A 16,679-nucleotide genomic window follows, 5' to 3' on the forward strand; every position below is an offset into this window, starting at 1 on the left:
TGCGCAGGTATTGAAAGGGCGCATGCCCGATTGGATTCTGATTCATGACTGCGCTGGCTCCCTACGCCTGCGACCCGGCCCAGTCGCGCGGCCGTCGCTACCCCGAGCCCGCTGCGCCGACCCGTTCGGCCTTCCAGCGCGACCGCGACCGGATTGTGCATTCCACGGCATTTCGCCGCCTGGTTTACAAGACCCAGGTGTTTTTGAACCATGAAGGCGATTTGTTCCGCACGCGCCTGACGCATTCGCTCGAAGTTGCACAGCTTGGCCGTTCCATTGCCCGCACGTTGCATTTGAACGAAGACCTTGTCGAAGCCATTGCACTGGCTCACGATCTCGGTCACACGCCGTTTGGCCACGCCGGTCAGGACGCGCTCAACATCTGCCTGAAAAGCCACAATCCGGACAGCGCCGGCTTCGAGCACAACCTGCAAAGCCTGCGCGTGGTGGATACGCTCGAGGAGCGTTACCCGGATTACGACGGGCTGAACCTGTCTTTTGAAACCCGGGAAGGCATCCTCAAGCATTGCTCCCGCCGCAACGCCCGTCGGATTGAAGGGCGCGAGCCTGGTGGCGTGGCGCAACGCTTCCTGGCGCCCTCCGGCGCGGGGCCGCACGCGCAGCAACCCAGCCTCGAGGCCCAGCTCGCCAATCTCGCCGATGAGATCGCCTACAACGCCCATGACATTGACGATGGCGTGCGCTCCGGCCGGCTCAGCCTGGAGCAGCTCAAGGAGGTTGACTTGTTTGAGGCGTACCACCGGGAAACACTCGCCAGCCATCCAGGTTTGCAAGGACGGCGACTGTTGTTTGAAACCATACGCCGCATGCTCAGTGCCCAGGTTTACGACGTGATGGATGCCACTGGCGCCGCCTTGCGGACTGCGATGCCGTCCGATGTGCAGGCCGTCCGTCAGCACCCGCCACTGGTCTGCTTCAGTGATGAAATGGCCCTGAAGTCCTCGTCCCTCAAGCGGTTCCTGCTGCAAAATTTATACCGTCATCCGCAGGTGGTCGAGACCACACAGACGGCCCAGCAGGTGGTGCGCGACCTGTTTGCCGCATACATGGCCGATCCGGCGCAGATGCCACGGGCACACAGCGACCGGTTTGATCAACTGGACAGCAGTCCGTCCGGCAGTGCGAGATACCAGGCCCGGCCCGAACGCGTGGTGGCCGACTACATTGCCGGCATGACAGACCGGTTCGCCGCCAAGGAACACGAGCGGCTGGAGGGTCGCTCGGTGTTTCCTGCTTGAAGGCCGTTCACCCTGCCAGTCTGGTGATCGCCGCCGGCGTGGTGGCGGCGCTGCACGTGGGCAAGCTGCCGCCGGCGTTGCCAGCGCTGCAGCAGGTGTTGGGTGTGTCCCTGGTGCAGGCAGGCTTTTTGCTGGCGCTGTTTCAGCTCGCCGGGATGACACTGGGTTTGCCCGCGGGATTGCTGATTCAACGCTACGGTCCGCGGCGCAGCATGCTCGCCGGCTTGCTGTTGCTGAGTCTGGCCAGCGCTCTCGGCGGTGCGGCGCAGGGCGCGACCGGGCTGCTTGCAAGTCGCGTTTTTGAGGGGCTGGGGTTTCTGTGTGTGGTGTTACCCGCGCCGGGGTTGTTGCGCGCTCTCGTCCCGCCTGGGCGTCTGAGCCGCACGCTCGGTGCGTGGGGGGCTTACATGCCGCTGGGCGCAGCACTGGCCATGCTGCTGGGGCCGTGGGTGATGGCCCAGGCCGATGTCGCCTGGGGGTGGCGAGTCTGGTGGTGGCTGCTTTCAGCGTTGTCTGTTTTACTGGCCGCATGGGTTTGTCGCAGTGTCCCTGCGGACCTGTCCCGGGGGATGGCGCCATCGCGGACCTCATCGCCCGTGACGCGGCATTCCCCCGTCGGCCCTGGCCTCCTGCGCCTGACGTTGCGGTCACGCGGAGTCTGGCTGGTGGCCTTGTGTTTTTCCATGTATTCGGGGCAATGGCTGGCGGTCGTCGGATTTTTGCCGTCGATTTACGCTCAGGCCGGGCTGGCTCCCAGCCTCACCGCCTGGCTCACCGCGCTGGCTGCGGCCGTCAACATCATCGGCAACCTGGCGGCTGGCCGCTTGCTGCACCGGCGTGTACCTCCGCTTGCCTTGCTGGTGGCCGGGTTTGGCGCGATGGGCGGGGGGGCCTGGGTCGCCTTTGGGGCGGATGCCAACCCCTGGCTCCGGTATGGGGCGGTGTTGGTCTTTTCGATGCTGGGGGGCTTGATACCGGGGACGCTGTTCAGCCTCGCGGTTCGTCTGGCGCCAAGCGCGGCCACCGTACCCACCACGGTGGGCTGGATGCAACAGTGGTCGTCCTTTGGCCAGTTCTGTGGACCGCCGCTGGTCGCTTGGGTGGCGGGTCTGGTGGGAAACTGGCAGCTGACCTGGACGGTGACTGGTGCCTGCGCGCTGGCCGGTACGGGGCTGGCCTGGCAGATTCACTGCCTGTTGAAACGCGAACCCTAGCCTCTTCGGCGTCGGCAACCCCGGGCAGGGCCCCGCGAGCGGGATGCCATGCGCCATGGCCGGGTTTACCCATGGCCGTGGGGTCGCTCTTGCATAGCCTTATGACGTGTTGGCATCTTCACACCGTTTTTTTCCATCCCGAACGACTACCCTGCGGGAGTCCAATTTGTTACGAAAAGAACGTCTGGACTGTTTGCCTGCGTTCAGGCATTCATTGTGCTCGGCATAGTGACATTTCATAAGGTATTGCATGAGACTCAATCGACGTGCGCTGGTGATGGGCGGAATGGCAGCTGGCGTGGCGACTTTTGCCCCGCTGGTGCATTCGCAGACAGGCAAGAATGGCCGCAAACTGGTGATTGGCCAATCGGTACCCTTGACGGGCGCGGCCGATCAGATCGGGCTGGCCTATCTCAATGGTGCAAAGCTCTACTTTGATGCGATCAATGCCAAAAACGGTGCGGCAGGCTATCGGATAGAAGTCAAGACGCTCGATGATGGCTATAACCCGCTCAAGGCAGCCAGTAACGCCAAGCAGCTGATTGATGAGGATGTTGATGCCTTGTTCGGTTTTGTAGGGACAGCCAGCTGCGATGCCGCTTTTGCCGTCGCCAAGCCGGCCAACACCCTGTTTTTTGCCCCGTTCGCTGCATCGGACGCCCTGCGCGAATCCGCGCTCAGCAATGCGTTTCATATCCGTCCGGCCCTGGCTGACGAGGCTTACAAGATGGTGCGCCATTGCGCGACGCTGAGCCAGGACCGCATCGCCGTTTTTGCCGAGGACGACGCCATGGGCCGTGCGGGGTTGGCAGCTGTGAACCAGGCGCTGATTGATCTGAAGCGCCCGCCTCTTGTGGCAAATGCCTTCGCACCGGTCAACAGCGACAAGGTCGGGCCAGCAGTTGCCTTGCTGGCGAAGGCCCAGCCTCAGGCCATCATTCAGGTCAGCCTGTTCAACACTTCGGCGGCCTTTATCCGCGCCATGCGCAAAACCGGCTTCGCCGGCCAGTTTCTGAACTTCTCGGTGGTCGGGATCGATCCGCTGTTCACGGCGCTGGGCAAGGAGATCGGCGGCGTGGTCATCTCGCAAGTTGTACCCTCGCCGCGTAGCGCGGGAACCCCCATCATCAAGGAGTACCTGGACGTCCTGAACCTGACTGACCAGACCCCGAGTTACGAGAGTGTCGAAGGATATATCGCGGCTCGCACTTTTGCAGAGGGCGTGCGGCGCAGCGTAGCAGGGGGTGGAAAAGCCGATCGCGCCGGGCTCCAGAAGGCTTTTGAATCCATGACCGACTATGACGCCGGCGGCTTTCGCGTCAATCTTCGAGCCAAAAAATACGAGTCAGTCCGCCTCGTGGATCTGGTGACCATCACCCCGGACGGCAAAGTGGTCCGCTGACGCAGCGCTCAATTTTCGCAGGTGCTTGGCGCGAGGCGGAGGCGGGTTCCCCTATGATGGCCCTCTACTCCAGTGCATATTGTCATGGCCCGCCTTCCCCGCTTGAGCCTTCCGGGCTATCCGCACCACGTCATTCTGCGCGGCAACAACCGGCAGGCCATTTTTGCGTGTCCAGCTGACTACCAGACGCTGCTGGATCTGGTCGAGGAACACGCCAGGAAATCAGGCATTGCCGTGCACGCCTACGTACTGATGAGCAATCACTTTCATTTGCTGGTCACGCCGGAATCGGCCGATTCCCTGCCACGCATGATGCAGGCGGTGGGCAGGCGCTATGTGCGGTATTTCAACGACAGCCAGGGGCGGTCGGGCACCCTTTGGGAGGGGCGTTACCGTTCCACGCCGATCCAGACTGAACCCTATCTGCTGGCCTGCATGGCCTACATTGATCTCAATCCGGTGCGGGCAGGGTTGGTCGCCGAGGCGCGCGATTACCCCTGGTCCAGCCACGGCCACTACATCGGACTGCGCAGCGACAGACTGATAACGCCTCATCCCCTGTTCTGGGCTTTGAGAAACACACCTTTTGCCCGGGAAGCGGCATACGCCGAGATGGTGCGCATCGGGGTGTCCGACGGTCAACGGGTTGCGCTGACGGAGTCGGCGCTGGGGGGATGGGCCTTGGGGGACGTTGATTTCCTGGCGGACCTGCAAAAACGCACGGACCGCCGGCTTGTCCAAACGCGGGTTGGGCGTCCGCCACGGAAGCCGCGAATCGTCTGATCGGCAGTGAGAAGTTTCACCGGGCATTGAGTCCCGATTATTATCTGTCCCCAATTAAAATTAAAAACTGGTCGACTTTAATAAATTAGGATCTGACCCTAATTGTTTTGCTTGGCATTGTTGTTGCACTGCACTATTCTCTCTTTCCTCGCGACCCATTACGAAACTTGGCAGGACAGGCCGGCGTGTTCCATGCACGCCGATGCAGTTCTCCCTACCGACCCAGGAGTAAGCCATGACCACGGCTGCCGAAATCAAGCATTTTGAACAAAACGGCCTTTACAGCCCGGCCCATGAGCATGACGCCTGCGGCGTTGGTTTTGTGGCCCACATCAAGGGTCACAAAAGCCATGCCATCGTGCAGCAGGGCCTGAAGATCCTCGAGAACCTGGATCATCGGGGCGCAGTGGGTGCTGACAAACTGATGGGTGACGGCGCCGGCATCCTGATCCAGTTGCCGGATGCACTTTACCGTGAGGAGATGGCCAGGCAGGGTGTCCATCTTCCGCCTCCGGGCGAGTACGGCGTGGGCATGGTGTTCCTGCCCAAAGAGCATGCCTCGCGTCTGGCCTGCGAACAGGCACTCGAGCGTGCCGTGCGCATGGAGGGTCAGGTGTTGCTGGGCTGGCGCGACGTCCCGGTCAATCGCGAGATGCCGATGTCGCCGACGGTGCGCGAGAAAGAGCCCATCCTGCGCCAGATTTTCATTGGGCGCGGCAACGATGTGATCGTGCAGGATGCCCTGGAGCGCAAGCTCTACGTGATCCGCAAGACCGCCAGTGCGGCGATCCAGCGCCTGAAACTCACCCACAGCAAGGAGTATTACGTCCCGAGCATGTCCAGCCGCACTGTGGTCTACAAGGGCCTGTTGCTGGCCGACCAGGTGGGCACCTATTACCTGGACCTGCAGGATCCGCGTTGCGTTTCCGCGCTGGGCCTGGTGCACCAGCGCTTTTCCACCAACACCTTTCCCGAGTGGCCGCTGGCCCACCCTTACCGTTATGTTGCCCACAATGGAGAGATCAACACCGTCAAGGGCAACTACAACTGGATGAAGGCGCGCGAAGGCGTGATGTCCTCGCCGGTGCTGGGCGCCGACCTGCAAAAGCTTTACCCGATCAGCTTTTCCGACCAGTCCGATACCGCCACCTTCGACAACTGTCTCGAGTTGCTGACCATGGCCGGCTACCCGATCAGCCAGGCCGTGATGATGATGATCCCTGAGCCCTGGGAGCAGCACACCACCATGGACGAGCGCCGCAAGGCCTTTTATGAGTACCACGCCGCCATGCTGGAGCCCTGGGACGGCCCGGCATCCATCGTGTTCACTGACGGCCGCCAGATCGGCGCGACGCTGGACCGCAATGGCTTGCGTCCGTCCCGCTATTGCGTGACCGACGACGACCTGGTCATCATGGCTTCCGAGTCCGGCGTATTGCCGATCCCCGAGAACAAGATCGTGCGGAAATGGCGTCTGCAACCCGGCAAGATGTTCCTGATCGATCTGGAACAGGGCCGCATGATCGACGACGAGGAGATCAAGGCCACGCTGGCCCACAGCAAGCCCTACAAACAATGGATTGAAAACCTGCGTATCCGGCTCGACGATGTGCAGGCGACGACGGTGCCTGCGCCGACGGACGGCCTGAAGATGGGTTCCGACGAAGCGAGCGCGACCTCGGCGTCGAGCTCCGGCCTGACCGAGTCGCACTCCCTGCTGGATCGCCAGCAGGCCTTCGGATACACCCAGGAGGACATCAAGTTCCTGATGTCACCCATGGCGGTCAACGGTGAGGAAGGCACAGGCTCGATGGGCAATGACAGCCCGCTCGCCGTGCTGTCCAACAAGAACAAGCCGCTCTACAACTACTTCAAGCAGCTGTTCGCGCAGGTCACCAACCCGCCCATCGACCCGATCCGTGAGGCGATTGTGATGTCGCTGGTGTCCTTTGTGGGCCCCAAGCCCAACCTGCTCGATATCAACCAGGTCAACCCGCCGATGCGGCTGGAGGTTGGCCAGCCTGTCCTCAATGTCGCCGACATGAAAAAGCTGCGCGACATCGAAACCCACACCCAGGGGAAATTCAGAAGTTATACGCTGGACATCACGTATCCGCTTGCATGGGGACACGAAGGGGTTGAAGCCAAGCTTGCCTCGCTGTGTGCGGAAGCGGTCGACGCGATCAAGAGCGGCAAAAACATCCTGATCGTCAGCGACCGCGCCATCAGCCCGACCCAGGTCGCGATCCCGGCCCTGCTGGCGTTGTCGGCCATTCATCAGCACCTGGTCAAGGAAGGCCTGCGCACGACCGCAGGCCTGGTGGTGGAAACCGGCTCGGCCCGCGAGGTCCATCATTTTGCCGTGCTGGCCGGTTACGGCGCGGAAGCCGTGCACCCCTACCTGGCCATGGAAACACTGGCCGAACTCGCCAGGGATCTGCCTGGGGACCTCAGTGCAGACAAGGCGATCTACAACTACACCAAGGCGGTCGGCAAGGGCCTGTCCAAGATCATGTCGAAGATGGGTGTGTCCACCTACATGAGCTACTGCGGTGCCCAGCTGTTCGAGGCTATTGGCCTGAATCGCGTGACCATCGACAAGTTCTTTACCGGCACCGCCAGCCAGGTTGAAGGCATGGGCGTGTTTGAAATCGCCGAAGAAGCGCTGCGCATGCACAAGGCCGCCTTCGGCAACGACCCGGTGCTGGCCGATATGCTGGACGCCGGCGGTGAATACGCCTGGCGCGTACGCGGTGAGGATCATATGTGGACACCCGACGCTATTGCCAAGCTGCAGCATTCGACACGCTCCAACAACTGGAGCACCTACAAGGAATACGCCCAGCTGATCAACGATCAGAACCGCCGCCACATGACGCTGCGGGGCCTGTTCGAATTCCGCATTGATCCGTCCAAAGCCATCCCTATCGAGGAAGTCGAGTCGGCCAAGGAAATCGTCAAGCGCTTCGCCACCGGCGCGATGTCGCTCGGCTCCATCAGCACCGAGGCTCATGCCACGCTCGCTGTGGCCATGAACCGCATCGGCGGCAAGAGCAACACGGGCGAGGGCGGCGAAGATCCGAACCGTTATCGTCAGGAGCTCAAGGGCATCCCGATCAGAAAAGGCGAGACACTCAAGAGCGTGATTGGCGAGAGTGTGGTGGAGGTTGACCTGCCTTTGCAGGACGGGGATTCGCTGCGTTCGCGCATCAAGCAGGTGGCCTCGGGTCGTTTCGGCGTCACCGCGGAATACCTGGTGTCGGCCGACCAGATCCAGATCAAGATGGCGCAGGGCGCCAAGCCCGGCGAAGGCGGCCAGTTGCCCGGCGGCAAGGTCAGCGAGTACATCGGCCAGCTCCGTTATTCCGTGCCAGGCGTCGGCCTGATCTCGCCGCCGCCGCACCACGATATTTACTCCATCGAGGATCTGGCACAACTGATTCATGACCTGAAAAACGTCAATCCGCGTGCCAGCATCAGCGTCAAGCTGGTCAGTGAAGTCGGGGTCGGCACGATTGCGGCCGGTGTGGCCAAAGCCAAGTCCGACCACGTGGTGATCGCCGGCCATGACGGCGGCACTGGAGCCTCGCCCTGGTCGTCCATCAAGCATGCGGGATCCCCTTGGGAAATCGGGCTGGCCGAAACCCAGCAGACCCTGGTGCTGAACCGCCTGCGCGGCCGCATCCGCGTGCAGGCCGACGGCCAGATGAAAACCGGCCGCGACGTCGTGATCGGCGCCTTGCTTGGCGCTGATGAGTTCGGTTTCGCGACCGCGCCGCTGGTGGTCGAGGGCTGCATCATGATGCGCAAATGCCACCTGAACACCTGCCCGGTGGGCGTTGCCACGCAGGATCCGGTGCTGCGCCAGAAATTCAGCGGCAAGCCCGAACATGTCGTCAACTACTTCTTCTTTGTCGCTGAAGAGGCGCGCCAGCTGATGGCGCAACTCGGCGTGCGCAAGTTCGACGAACTGATTGGCCGTGCCGACCTGCTCGATACCCAGAAGGGAATTGAGCACTGGAAAGCCGACGGGCTGGACTTCTCGCGCCTGTTCTACCAGCCCAATGTGCCGGCCGATGTTCCGCGCAAACATGTCATGGAGCAGGACCATGCTCTGGGAAAAGCGCTGGATGTGCGCCTGATCGAGAAATCGAAAGCAGCTCTTGAAAAGGGTGAAAAAGTCCAGTTCATCGAGGTGGCCCGCAACGTCAACCGTACCGTCGGCGCCATGCTGTCGGGCGAGCTGACGCGGCGCCACCCTGAGGGGCTGCCGGACGATACCTTGCGTATCCAGCTCGAAGGCACGGGCGGCCAGTCCTTCGGCGCCTTCCTGGCCAAGGGCATCACCATGTACCTGATCGGCGATGCCAACGACTACACCGGCAAGGGCCTGTCTGGTGGGCGCATTGTGGTGCGACCCAGCATCGATTTTCGCGGTGACGCGGTCAAGAACACCATCGTCGGCAATACCGTGCTTTATGGTGCCACCACCGGCGAGGCCTTTTTCAGTGGCGTGGCCGGTGAACGGTTTGCGGTGCGCCTGTCGGGCGCCACGGCGGTCGTCGAGGGAACGGGCGATCACGGTTGCGAATACATGACCGGCGGCACCGTGGCGGTGCTTGGAAAAACCGGGCGCAACTTCGCAGCCGGCATGAGCGGTGGCGTGGCTTACGTGTACGACGAGGATGGCCAGTTTGCCAAACGCTGCAACACGGCCATGGTGTCGCTGGAAAAAGTGCAGCCTGCTGCCCAGCAGGAAGCTGGCGCCGACCACGCCTTGTGGCACGGCGGCAAGACCGATGAAGCGCAACTGAAGAAACTGCTTGAAGACCACAACCGCTGGACCGGCAGCAAGCGCGCCCGCGAGTTGCTGGACAACTGGGCCGAAGCGCGCGGCAAGTTCATCAAGGTGTTCCCGCTGGAATACAAGCGGGCACTCGGCGAAATGGCCGCAAGGAAGTTAGCCGTCCCTGCCAAGGCGCCTTCCAGGCCCGCAGGCGGGAAAGCCGCCAAAGCCGCAGCTTAAGCAGCCTCAACAAGAAGTATCTGGAGTAGCCTCATGGGAAAAGTCACCGGTTTCATGGAATACGAGCGCATCGAGGAAGGCTACAAGCCTGTGCCCGAGCGGCTGAAAAACTACAAGGAGTTTGTGATCGGGCTCGACGATGCGCAGGCCAACAAGCAAGCCGCGCGTTGCATGGACTGTGGCACGCCGTTTTGCAACAGCGGCTGCCCGGTCAACAACATCATTCCGGATTTCAACGACATGGTGTTTCGAAACAACTGGAAAAGTGCGATTGACACCCTGCACAGCACCAATAACTTTCCGGAATTCACGGGCCGGATTTGCCCCGCACCCTGCGAGGCGGCCTGCACGCTCAACGTGAACGACGACGCGGTGGGTATCAAATCCATTGAACACGCCATCATTGATCGCGCCTGGGCCGAGGGCTGGGTCCTGCCCCAGCCCCCCGCGCACAGGACCGGGAAAAAGGTGGCCGTGGTGGGGTCGGGCCCGGCGGGCATGGCTGCGGCGCAGCAACTGGCGCGGGCCGGCCACGATGTAACGCTGTTCGAGAAGAACGACCGTATTGGTGGCCTGCTGCGTTACGGCATACCCGATTTCAAGATGGAGAAAACCCATATCGATCGCCGTGTGACGCAAATGCAGGCCGAAGGCGTGACCTTTCGTACCGGTGTCATGGTCGGACGGGCGAAGGACGCGCTGGGAAAGGACTCGAAAGTCACCAACTGGGCCAAGGAAACCATCACGCCCGAGCAGCTGCAAAAGGATTTTGACGCGATCATTCTGTCCGGCGGTGCCGAGCAGTCGCGCGACCTGTCCGTGCCAGGGCGCGAACTCGCCGGCATCCACTTTGCGATGGAATTCCTGCCGCAGCAGAACAAGGTCAACGCCGGCGACAAGGTCAAGGACCAACTGCGCGCCGATGGCAAACATGTGATCGTGATTGGTGGCGGTGACACCGGCTCGGATTGTGTCGGCACCAGCAATCGCCATGGCGCGGCCAGCGTCACACAGTTCGAACTGCTGCCGCAGCCCCCTGAAGAAGAAAACCGACCCATGACCTGGCCCTACTGGCCGATCAAGCTGCGCACCAGTTCCAGCCATGAAGAAGGCTGTGAGCGTGAGTTTGCCATTTCCACCAAGGAATTCATCGGCGACAAGGGCAAGGTCACGGGTCTCAAAACGGTGCGCGTCGAGTGGAAGGACGGCAAGATGCAGGAGGTACCGGGCTCCGAGCAGTTGCTGAAGGCCGACCTGGTGCTTCTGGCCATGGGGTTTGTAGCGCCGGTTGCACCGGTGCTGGACGCCTTTGGGATCGAGAAAGACGCGCGCGGTAACGCGAAGGCGACCACCGATTTCACCAGCGGTTATGTGACCAATGTTCCCAAGGTCTTTGCGGCGGGCGACATGCGTCGTGGCCAGAGTCTGGTGGTTTGGGCCATTCGCGAGGGGCGCCAGGTGGCCCGTTCGGTGGACGAATTCCTGATGGGTTTCAGCGACTTGCCGCGTTGAAAGCTGTAGTCCTCGAGAAAGACCGAGTATTTGCAAGTCAGGGGCGGATGTGCTGGCCGCGATGCGTTGCGTGTGCTGAACATGCAGTAAGGACGGTTGCGGTCTCCGGTCTGTTTGGGGTCAACCGGTAGCAAACGGAAAACCCTTGCGATGGCCGGGAAACCTCTTTCGAAACTGGGCTTCGCAGCAACTGACTGCGCAAAAAACCGGAGGTGACCGTTCATTTTTTGCCGGCGCACGTCCCGAAAGCGGTTTGGCGGGCTGAGTTGGCATGCTTTTCGGGCGATTCCTGTGAAAAATGAACGATTCCTGACGCACGCGCGGGTCAGAGTAATCCCTTATGATCAATAAGCCGGATAACCGGCTTTTGTCTTTTTATGGCCCCCTCTTCCAATCCCTCCCTTGTTGAACTGCGTCACCTTACCTTTGGTTACGGGGAGCGTGTGATTCTGGATGACATTTCACTGTCGGTTCCGCGCGGCAAGGTGACGGCATTGATGGGAGCTTCCGGCGGCGGTAAAACAACAATTTTGCGGCTCATTGGCGGCCAGATTCGGGCCCAATCCGGCGAATTGCTGTTCGATGGCCAGGATGTCACCCGGATGGATCAGGCGCAGATCTATGCGGCGCGTCGTCGCATGGGCATGCTTTTCCAGTTCGGTGCCCTGTTTGCCGATTTGAGCGTTTACGAGAATGTGGCATTCCCGTTGCACGAACACACCGACCTGCCGGAAGCCCTGATTCGCGACATTGTGCTCATGAAGCTCAACGCGGTGGGCCTGCGCGGCGCGCGAGATCTGATGCCCAGCGAGGTTTCCGGTGGCATGGCACGGCGTATCGCGCTGGCCCGCGCCATCGCGCTGGATCCGGAACTGGTGATGTATGACGAGCCTTTTTCAGGCCTGGACCCGATTTCGCTGGGAACGGCGGCGCGGCTGATCAGGCACCTGAACGACGCCATGGGCCTGACCAGCATTTTTGTCTCGCACGAGCTCGAGCAGACCTTTGCCGTTGCCGATCATGTGATCATCCTGGCCAACGGAAAAATTGCGACGGAGGGCACGCCCGAGCATGTCCGGCAAAGTACCGATCCGCTGGTGTACCAATATGTCAATGCCCTGCCGGATGGCCCGGTTCAGTTCCACTATCCCGGCCCGTCGGTTGAAGAGGACTTTGGCGGCAATCCCAAGCCCGTCGCCCGACAGTCAGGAGCCGCATCATGAGCTGGTACAAACCTTCGGATGTCGGCTATGTCACCCGCAGCAAACTGGCTGACCTAGGGTTGGGCGCTCGCCTGTTCTTCCGGCTTCTTCTTTCCCTGCCCTCGACTTTTCGGCGTTTTGGCCTGGTGCGCGACCAGATCCATTTTCTTGGCAACTATTCGCTGGTCATCATCGCGGTGTCCGGACTGTTCGTCGGCTTTGTGTTCGGTCTGCAGGGATATTACACGCTGCAGCGTTTCGGCTCTTCGGACGCGCTGGGGTTGCTTGTGACGCTGACCCTGGTGCGGGAACTCGGGCCAGTGGTGACGGCATTGTTGTTCGCCGGACGGGCCGGTACTTCGCTGACCGCCGAAATCGGCCTCATGAAGGCCGGTGAGCAGATCAGCGTCATGGAGATGATGGCCGTCGACCCGGTGCAGCGCATCCTGGCGCCGCGTTTCTGGGCTGGCGTGATTGTGATGCCTCTGTTGGCTGCCGTTTTCAGCGCAATGGGCGTGATCGGCGGGTGGGCCGTTGGCGTGGTCATGATCGGAGTGGATGCGGGGTCTTTCTGGAGCCAGATTCAAGGGGGCGTCGATGTCTGGAAAGATGTGGGCAACGGCGTGATCAAGAGTGTTGTTTTCGGCTTCACTGTCACGTTCATCGCCCTGTTGCAGGGTTTTGAGGCGCAACCCACGCCGGAAGGCGTGGCCAGCGCCACGACGCGCACGGTGGTCGTGGCGTCCCTGTCGGTTCTGGGTCTGGATTTCATCCTGACCGCGATGATGTTTACCTGAGGAGGGTGTTGTGCAACGCTCAAAAAATGATGTGTGGGTGGGTATTTTTGTCATGATTGGCGCTGCGGCCATCCTGTTTCTGGCACTGCAGGCCGCCAATCTGCTGAACCTGAGTTTCCAGTCCACCTACCGGATCACGGCCAAATTTGACAACGTCGGGGGTCTCAAGCCCAAGGGTGCAGTCCGTAGCGGTGGTGTGGTGGTCGGTCGCGTGGAGTCGCTGGTGTTTGACGACAAGTCTTTCCAGGCGCGTGTCACGCTGGCCATGGAAAGCCGTTACAAATTCCCCAAGGACAGTTCGCTGAAAATCCTGACCAGTGGTTTGCTGGGTGAACAGTACATCGGCATCGAGGCGGGTTCGGACGACAAGAGCCTGGTGGCCGGCGACACCATCTCCAGCACGCAATCGGCGGTTGTGCTGGAAAATCTCATCAGCCAGTTTTTGTACAGCAAGGCGGCGGACAGCAGCTCTGGCTCGGTGACTGCACCGCCCGCAGGGAGTAATGAAAAAAAATGAAAACACAAATCACAATGAAATGGAGCGGCCTGTGGGCCGGTCTGCTGGTGCTGGCGCTGCTTCAAGGCTGTGCTCTCGGCCCCAACCCGCGCGACCCGTTCGAGCCCTTCAATCGCAGCGTGACCCGTTTCAACGACGGTCTGGATGAAGCCATCGTCAAGCCGGTCGCGCAGGCTTACCAGAACACGATACCGTCGCCGGTGCGCACGGGTGTCAACAACTTCTTCGGCAATCTGTCGGACGTCTGGTCTTTTGTCAACAACGTGCTCCAGGCCAAGCCGCAGGCGGCCGTCGACAGCTTCATGCGTGTCAGCGTCAACACGCTGATTGGCCTGGGCGGCGTGCTCGACTGGGCCACGCCCATGGGCATAGAACGTCACAGCGAGGATTTCGGCAAGACGCTGGGTCACTGGGGCATGGCGACCGGCCCTTACCTGGTGTTGCCGGTGCTCGGCCCCTCCACGGTACGTGATGCGGCTGCACGTGTGGTCGACGCCCAAGGCGACCTGGTGTTGCAGATCGACAATGTGCCTGTGCGCAATTCGCTGTACGTCCTGCGCGCGGTAGACCTTCGCGCCAGTCTGTTGCGCGCCGGCGAGGTGCTTGATCAGGCTGCGCTCGATAAATACAGTTTCACACGCGACGCCTATCTGCAGCGCCGCGGTGTGGTGATAGACAGCAACGGCGATACTGAGGAGCGGTACGACCTGCCCGAAACACCTGCGCCGGCACCGGCCAAGTAAAGAACACTTACACGCAGTGCCTTAACTTCACTCAAAACAACTGAACGAAGCCGGAAAAACGCTGTCAAATCAAGCACTTGTCTGTCAGTTGTGCCAGAAGGGCGCCCGCCCCGGCCCGGCAGGCCTGTATTCCGAACCGAAAGAAAACCATGAACCGTCGAATTTTTAGCCACGTCGCAGGGGTCTGCCTTGCCGGGTTTCTGCTGGTTGCGGGTCCTGTTGCAAGTGCGGCCGACGAAGCCCCTGACGCGCTGATCAAGCGCACCTCCACCGAAGTGCTGGACATCATCAAGGCAGACAAGGCCATCCAGTCCGGCGACACCGGAAAAATCATCGCCCTGGTCGATGGCAAAGTCATGCCCCATGTGAATTTCACGCGCATGACGGCGGCGACCGTGGGCCGCAACTGGCGCCAGGCTACCCCCGAGCAGCAAAAGCGTTTGCAGGAAGAGTTCAAGACCTTGCTGGTTCGTACCTACTCCGGGGCACTGGCGCAGGTCAAGGACCAGACTGTCAGCGTCAAACCCCTGCGCGCCGCGCCGACGGACAATGAGGTGATCGTACGCACCGAGGTGATAGGCCGCAGTGAACCGATCCAGCTCGATTACCGCATGGAAAAAACGCCCACGGGCTGGAAAATCTATGACCTGAACGTCCTTGGCATCTGGATGGTGGAAACCTACCGTACCCAGTTCGCGCAGGAAATTTCGGCCAAGGGTGTGGATGGACTGATCTCCGCGCTGTCCCAGCGCAACAAGTCGAACGCCAGCGAGAAAAAGTCCTGAAAGGGCATTCTGCCGTGTTGACGCTTCCGCCTGTCCTGACCCATGCCGTGGCTGCGGGTTTTGCCCGCGGCCTGAAACCCGAGCTGTTTGCCGCCGGGCCCGCGGAGGTGGTGGCCGATGCCGGGGCACTGCAGCAGTTTGACTCATCTGCTCTGGCGGTCCTGCTGGAGTGTCGACGCCACGCCCTGGCGGCAGGCAGGCGCTTCTCGGTCAGCGCCGCCCCTGCGCGCCTGCGGGAACTGGCCGAGTTGTATGGCGTTGCAGAGTTGATTCCGCCATCCGCAGCTGCCACGACCTGAGCGCAGCCCCCGCGTTTTTCGTTAGACAGTCCTGGCTCGATGCAAGGCGGGCTGGCATTTGCGCGGTCGGACCAGAGGAAACAGGCGTCAGCCCTTAAAATAGAGTGCTCATGCCCGCCATTTCATTTCAGTCCGTCTCCAAAATCTACCCATCGACACGCAGCCAGACTGGTCCCGGCGTCCGGGCACTTGACAATGTCAGCTTTGACATCCAGCAGGGCGAATTTTTCGGCCTGCTGGGGCCCAACGGGGCCGGTAAAACCTCGTTGATCAGCATCCTGGCGGGCCTTTCGCGGGCCAGCAGCGGCCGCGTGCTGGTGCATGGCAGCGATGTGTTGACCGACTACGCCGCTGCCCGCCGCAAGCTCGGCATCGTGCCGCAGGAGCTGGTGTTTGATCCTTTCTTCACGGTGCGTGAGGCCTTGCGCATTCAGTCCGGCTATTTCGGCGTCAAAAACAACGACGCCTGGATCGATGAATTGCTGCTCAGTCTCGGGCTGGCCGACAAGGCTGACGCCAACATGCGGCAGCTGTCGGGCGGCATGAAGCGCCGCGTGCTGGTCGCGCAGGCGCTGGTGCACAAGCCGCAGGTCATCGTGCTGGACGAACCTACCGCCGGTGTCGATGTGGAGTTGCGCCAGACCCTCTGGCAATTTGTCGCCCGGCTCAACAAACAGGGCAGCACCGTGCTGCTGACGACCCACTACCTTGAAGAGGCCGAGGCGCTGTGCAGCCGGATTGCCATGCTCAAGCAGGGCCGCATGGTGGCGCTGGCCCAGACCTCCGAACTGCTCAAGTCCGCGTCGTCGAATGTGCTGCGGTTCAAGATCGACAGCGAGTTGCCCAAGGCGCTGGCCGACAAGGCCCGTATCACCGGTCGCATCGTGCAGCTGCCGGCCCACAACGCGCATGAAATCGAGCAATACCTCAGCGCCATCCGTGAGGCCGGCCTGGTCGCTGAAGACGTCGAAATCCGCAAGGCCGACCTCGAAGACGTCTTCCTGGAAGTGATGGCGGAGAAAATCGGGGTGGCGGCATGACAGGCGCAAGAATTCCGTTTTTACCAGCCGGGGCCGCAGAACCGGTTTTGCCGGGCTGCAGGCGCAGCGCCCCTCTTCTTCGTGCAAGGGGCAGCGTACC

General features: G+C 61.3%; 13 protein-coding genes. All 13 read left to right on the forward strand.

Annotated elements, in window-relative coordinates; translation table 11 throughout:
* Window positions 1–44 precede the first annotated feature (44 nt).
* The 13 genes from PSV26_RS10295 (at window position 45) to PSV26_RS10355 (ending at window position 16,579) form a co-directional block, all read left to right on the forward strand.
* Window positions 45–1,259 (forward strand): deoxyguanosinetriphosphate triphosphohydrolase, encoded by a 1,215-nt coding sequence (locus PSV26_RS10295; protein WP_300570364.1) that lies wholly within the window; start codon window positions 45–47, stop codon window positions 1,257–1,259.
* Window positions 1,256–2,473, forward strand: coding sequence for a CynX/NimT family MFS transporter (locus PSV26_RS10300; RefSeq protein WP_300570367.1), 1,218 nt, complete (start codon window positions 1,256–1,258; stop codon window positions 2,471–2,473). Before PSV26_RS10295 ends, PSV26_RS10300 begins: the two co-directional genes overlap by 4 nt.
* A 286-nt stretch (window positions 2,474–2,759) precedes the next feature.
* A complete protein-coding gene (locus PSV26_RS10305) occupies window positions 2,760–3,875 on the forward strand; it encodes an ABC transporter substrate-binding protein (RefSeq protein WP_300570505.1) in 1,116 nt (371 codons plus the stop codon).
* 84 nt (window positions 3,876–3,959) lie between these two features.
* Window positions 3,960–4,658: a transposase gene (locus tag PSV26_RS10310; protein ID WP_300570369.1), complete on the forward strand. Its 699-nt coding sequence runs from the start codon at window positions 3,960–3,962 to the stop codon at window positions 4,656–4,658.
* 235 nt (window positions 4,659–4,893) lie between these two features.
* Window positions 4,894–9,684 (forward strand): glutamate synthase-related protein, encoded by a 4,791-nt coding sequence (locus PSV26_RS10315; RefSeq protein WP_300570372.1) that lies wholly within the window; start codon window positions 4,894–4,896, stop codon window positions 9,682–9,684.
* Window positions 9,685–9,717: 33 nt separating this feature from the next.
* Entirely contained in the window at window positions 9,718–11,196 is a 1,479-nt protein-coding gene (locus PSV26_RS10320; RefSeq protein WP_300511839.1) for a glutamate synthase subunit beta, read from the forward strand.
* A gap of 377 nt (window positions 11,197–11,573) precedes the next feature.
* Window positions 11,574–12,419, forward strand: coding sequence for an ABC transporter ATP-binding protein (locus tag PSV26_RS10325; protein ID WP_300511838.1), 846 nt, complete (start codon window positions 11,574–11,576; stop codon window positions 12,417–12,419).
* The gene (mlaE, locus tag PSV26_RS10330; protein ID WP_300511837.1) at window positions 12,416–13,195 is read left to right on the forward strand and encodes a lipid asymmetry maintenance ABC transporter permease subunit MlaE; all 780 of its coding nucleotides are present in this window, start codon (window positions 12,416–12,418) and stop codon (window positions 13,193–13,195) included. Before PSV26_RS10325 ends, mlaE begins: the two co-directional genes overlap by 4 nt.
* 10 nt (window positions 13,196–13,205) lie before the next feature.
* Window positions 13,206–13,712, forward strand: a complete 507-nt coding sequence (mlaD, locus tag PSV26_RS10335) for an outer membrane lipid asymmetry maintenance protein MlaD (protein ID WP_300511836.1) — start codon at window positions 13,206–13,208, stop codon at window positions 13,710–13,712.
* Complete coding sequence (locus PSV26_RS10340; protein WP_300511835.1) at window positions 13,709–14,455, forward strand: VacJ family lipoprotein; 747 nt, start codon at window positions 13,709–13,711, stop codon at window positions 14,453–14,455. Before mlaD ends, PSV26_RS10340 begins: the two co-directional genes overlap by 4 nt.
* 149 nt (window positions 14,456–14,604) lie before the next feature.
* On the forward strand, window positions 14,605–15,240 hold the full coding sequence (locus tag PSV26_RS10345) for a phospholipid-binding protein MlaC (protein ID WP_300511834.1): 636 nt from the start codon (window positions 14,605–14,607) through the stop codon (window positions 15,238–15,240).
* A 14-nt stretch (window positions 15,241–15,254) separates the two neighbouring features.
* Window positions 15,255–15,539: an STAS domain-containing protein gene (locus PSV26_RS10350; protein ID WP_300511833.1), complete on the forward strand. Its 285-nt coding sequence runs from the start codon at window positions 15,255–15,257 to the stop codon at window positions 15,537–15,539.
* 110 nt (window positions 15,540–15,649) lie between these two features.
* Entirely contained in the window at window positions 15,650–16,579 is a 930-nt protein-coding gene (locus PSV26_RS10355) for an ABC transporter ATP-binding protein (protein ID WP_300511832.1), read from the forward strand.
* Window positions 16,580–16,679 lie beyond the last annotated feature (100 nt).

The organism is Polaromonas sp. (genome assembly GCF_029945685.1).
In the GTDB taxonomy this organism is placed as follows: Bacteria; Pseudomonadota; Gammaproteobacteria; order Burkholderiales; family Burkholderiaceae_C; genus Polaromonas.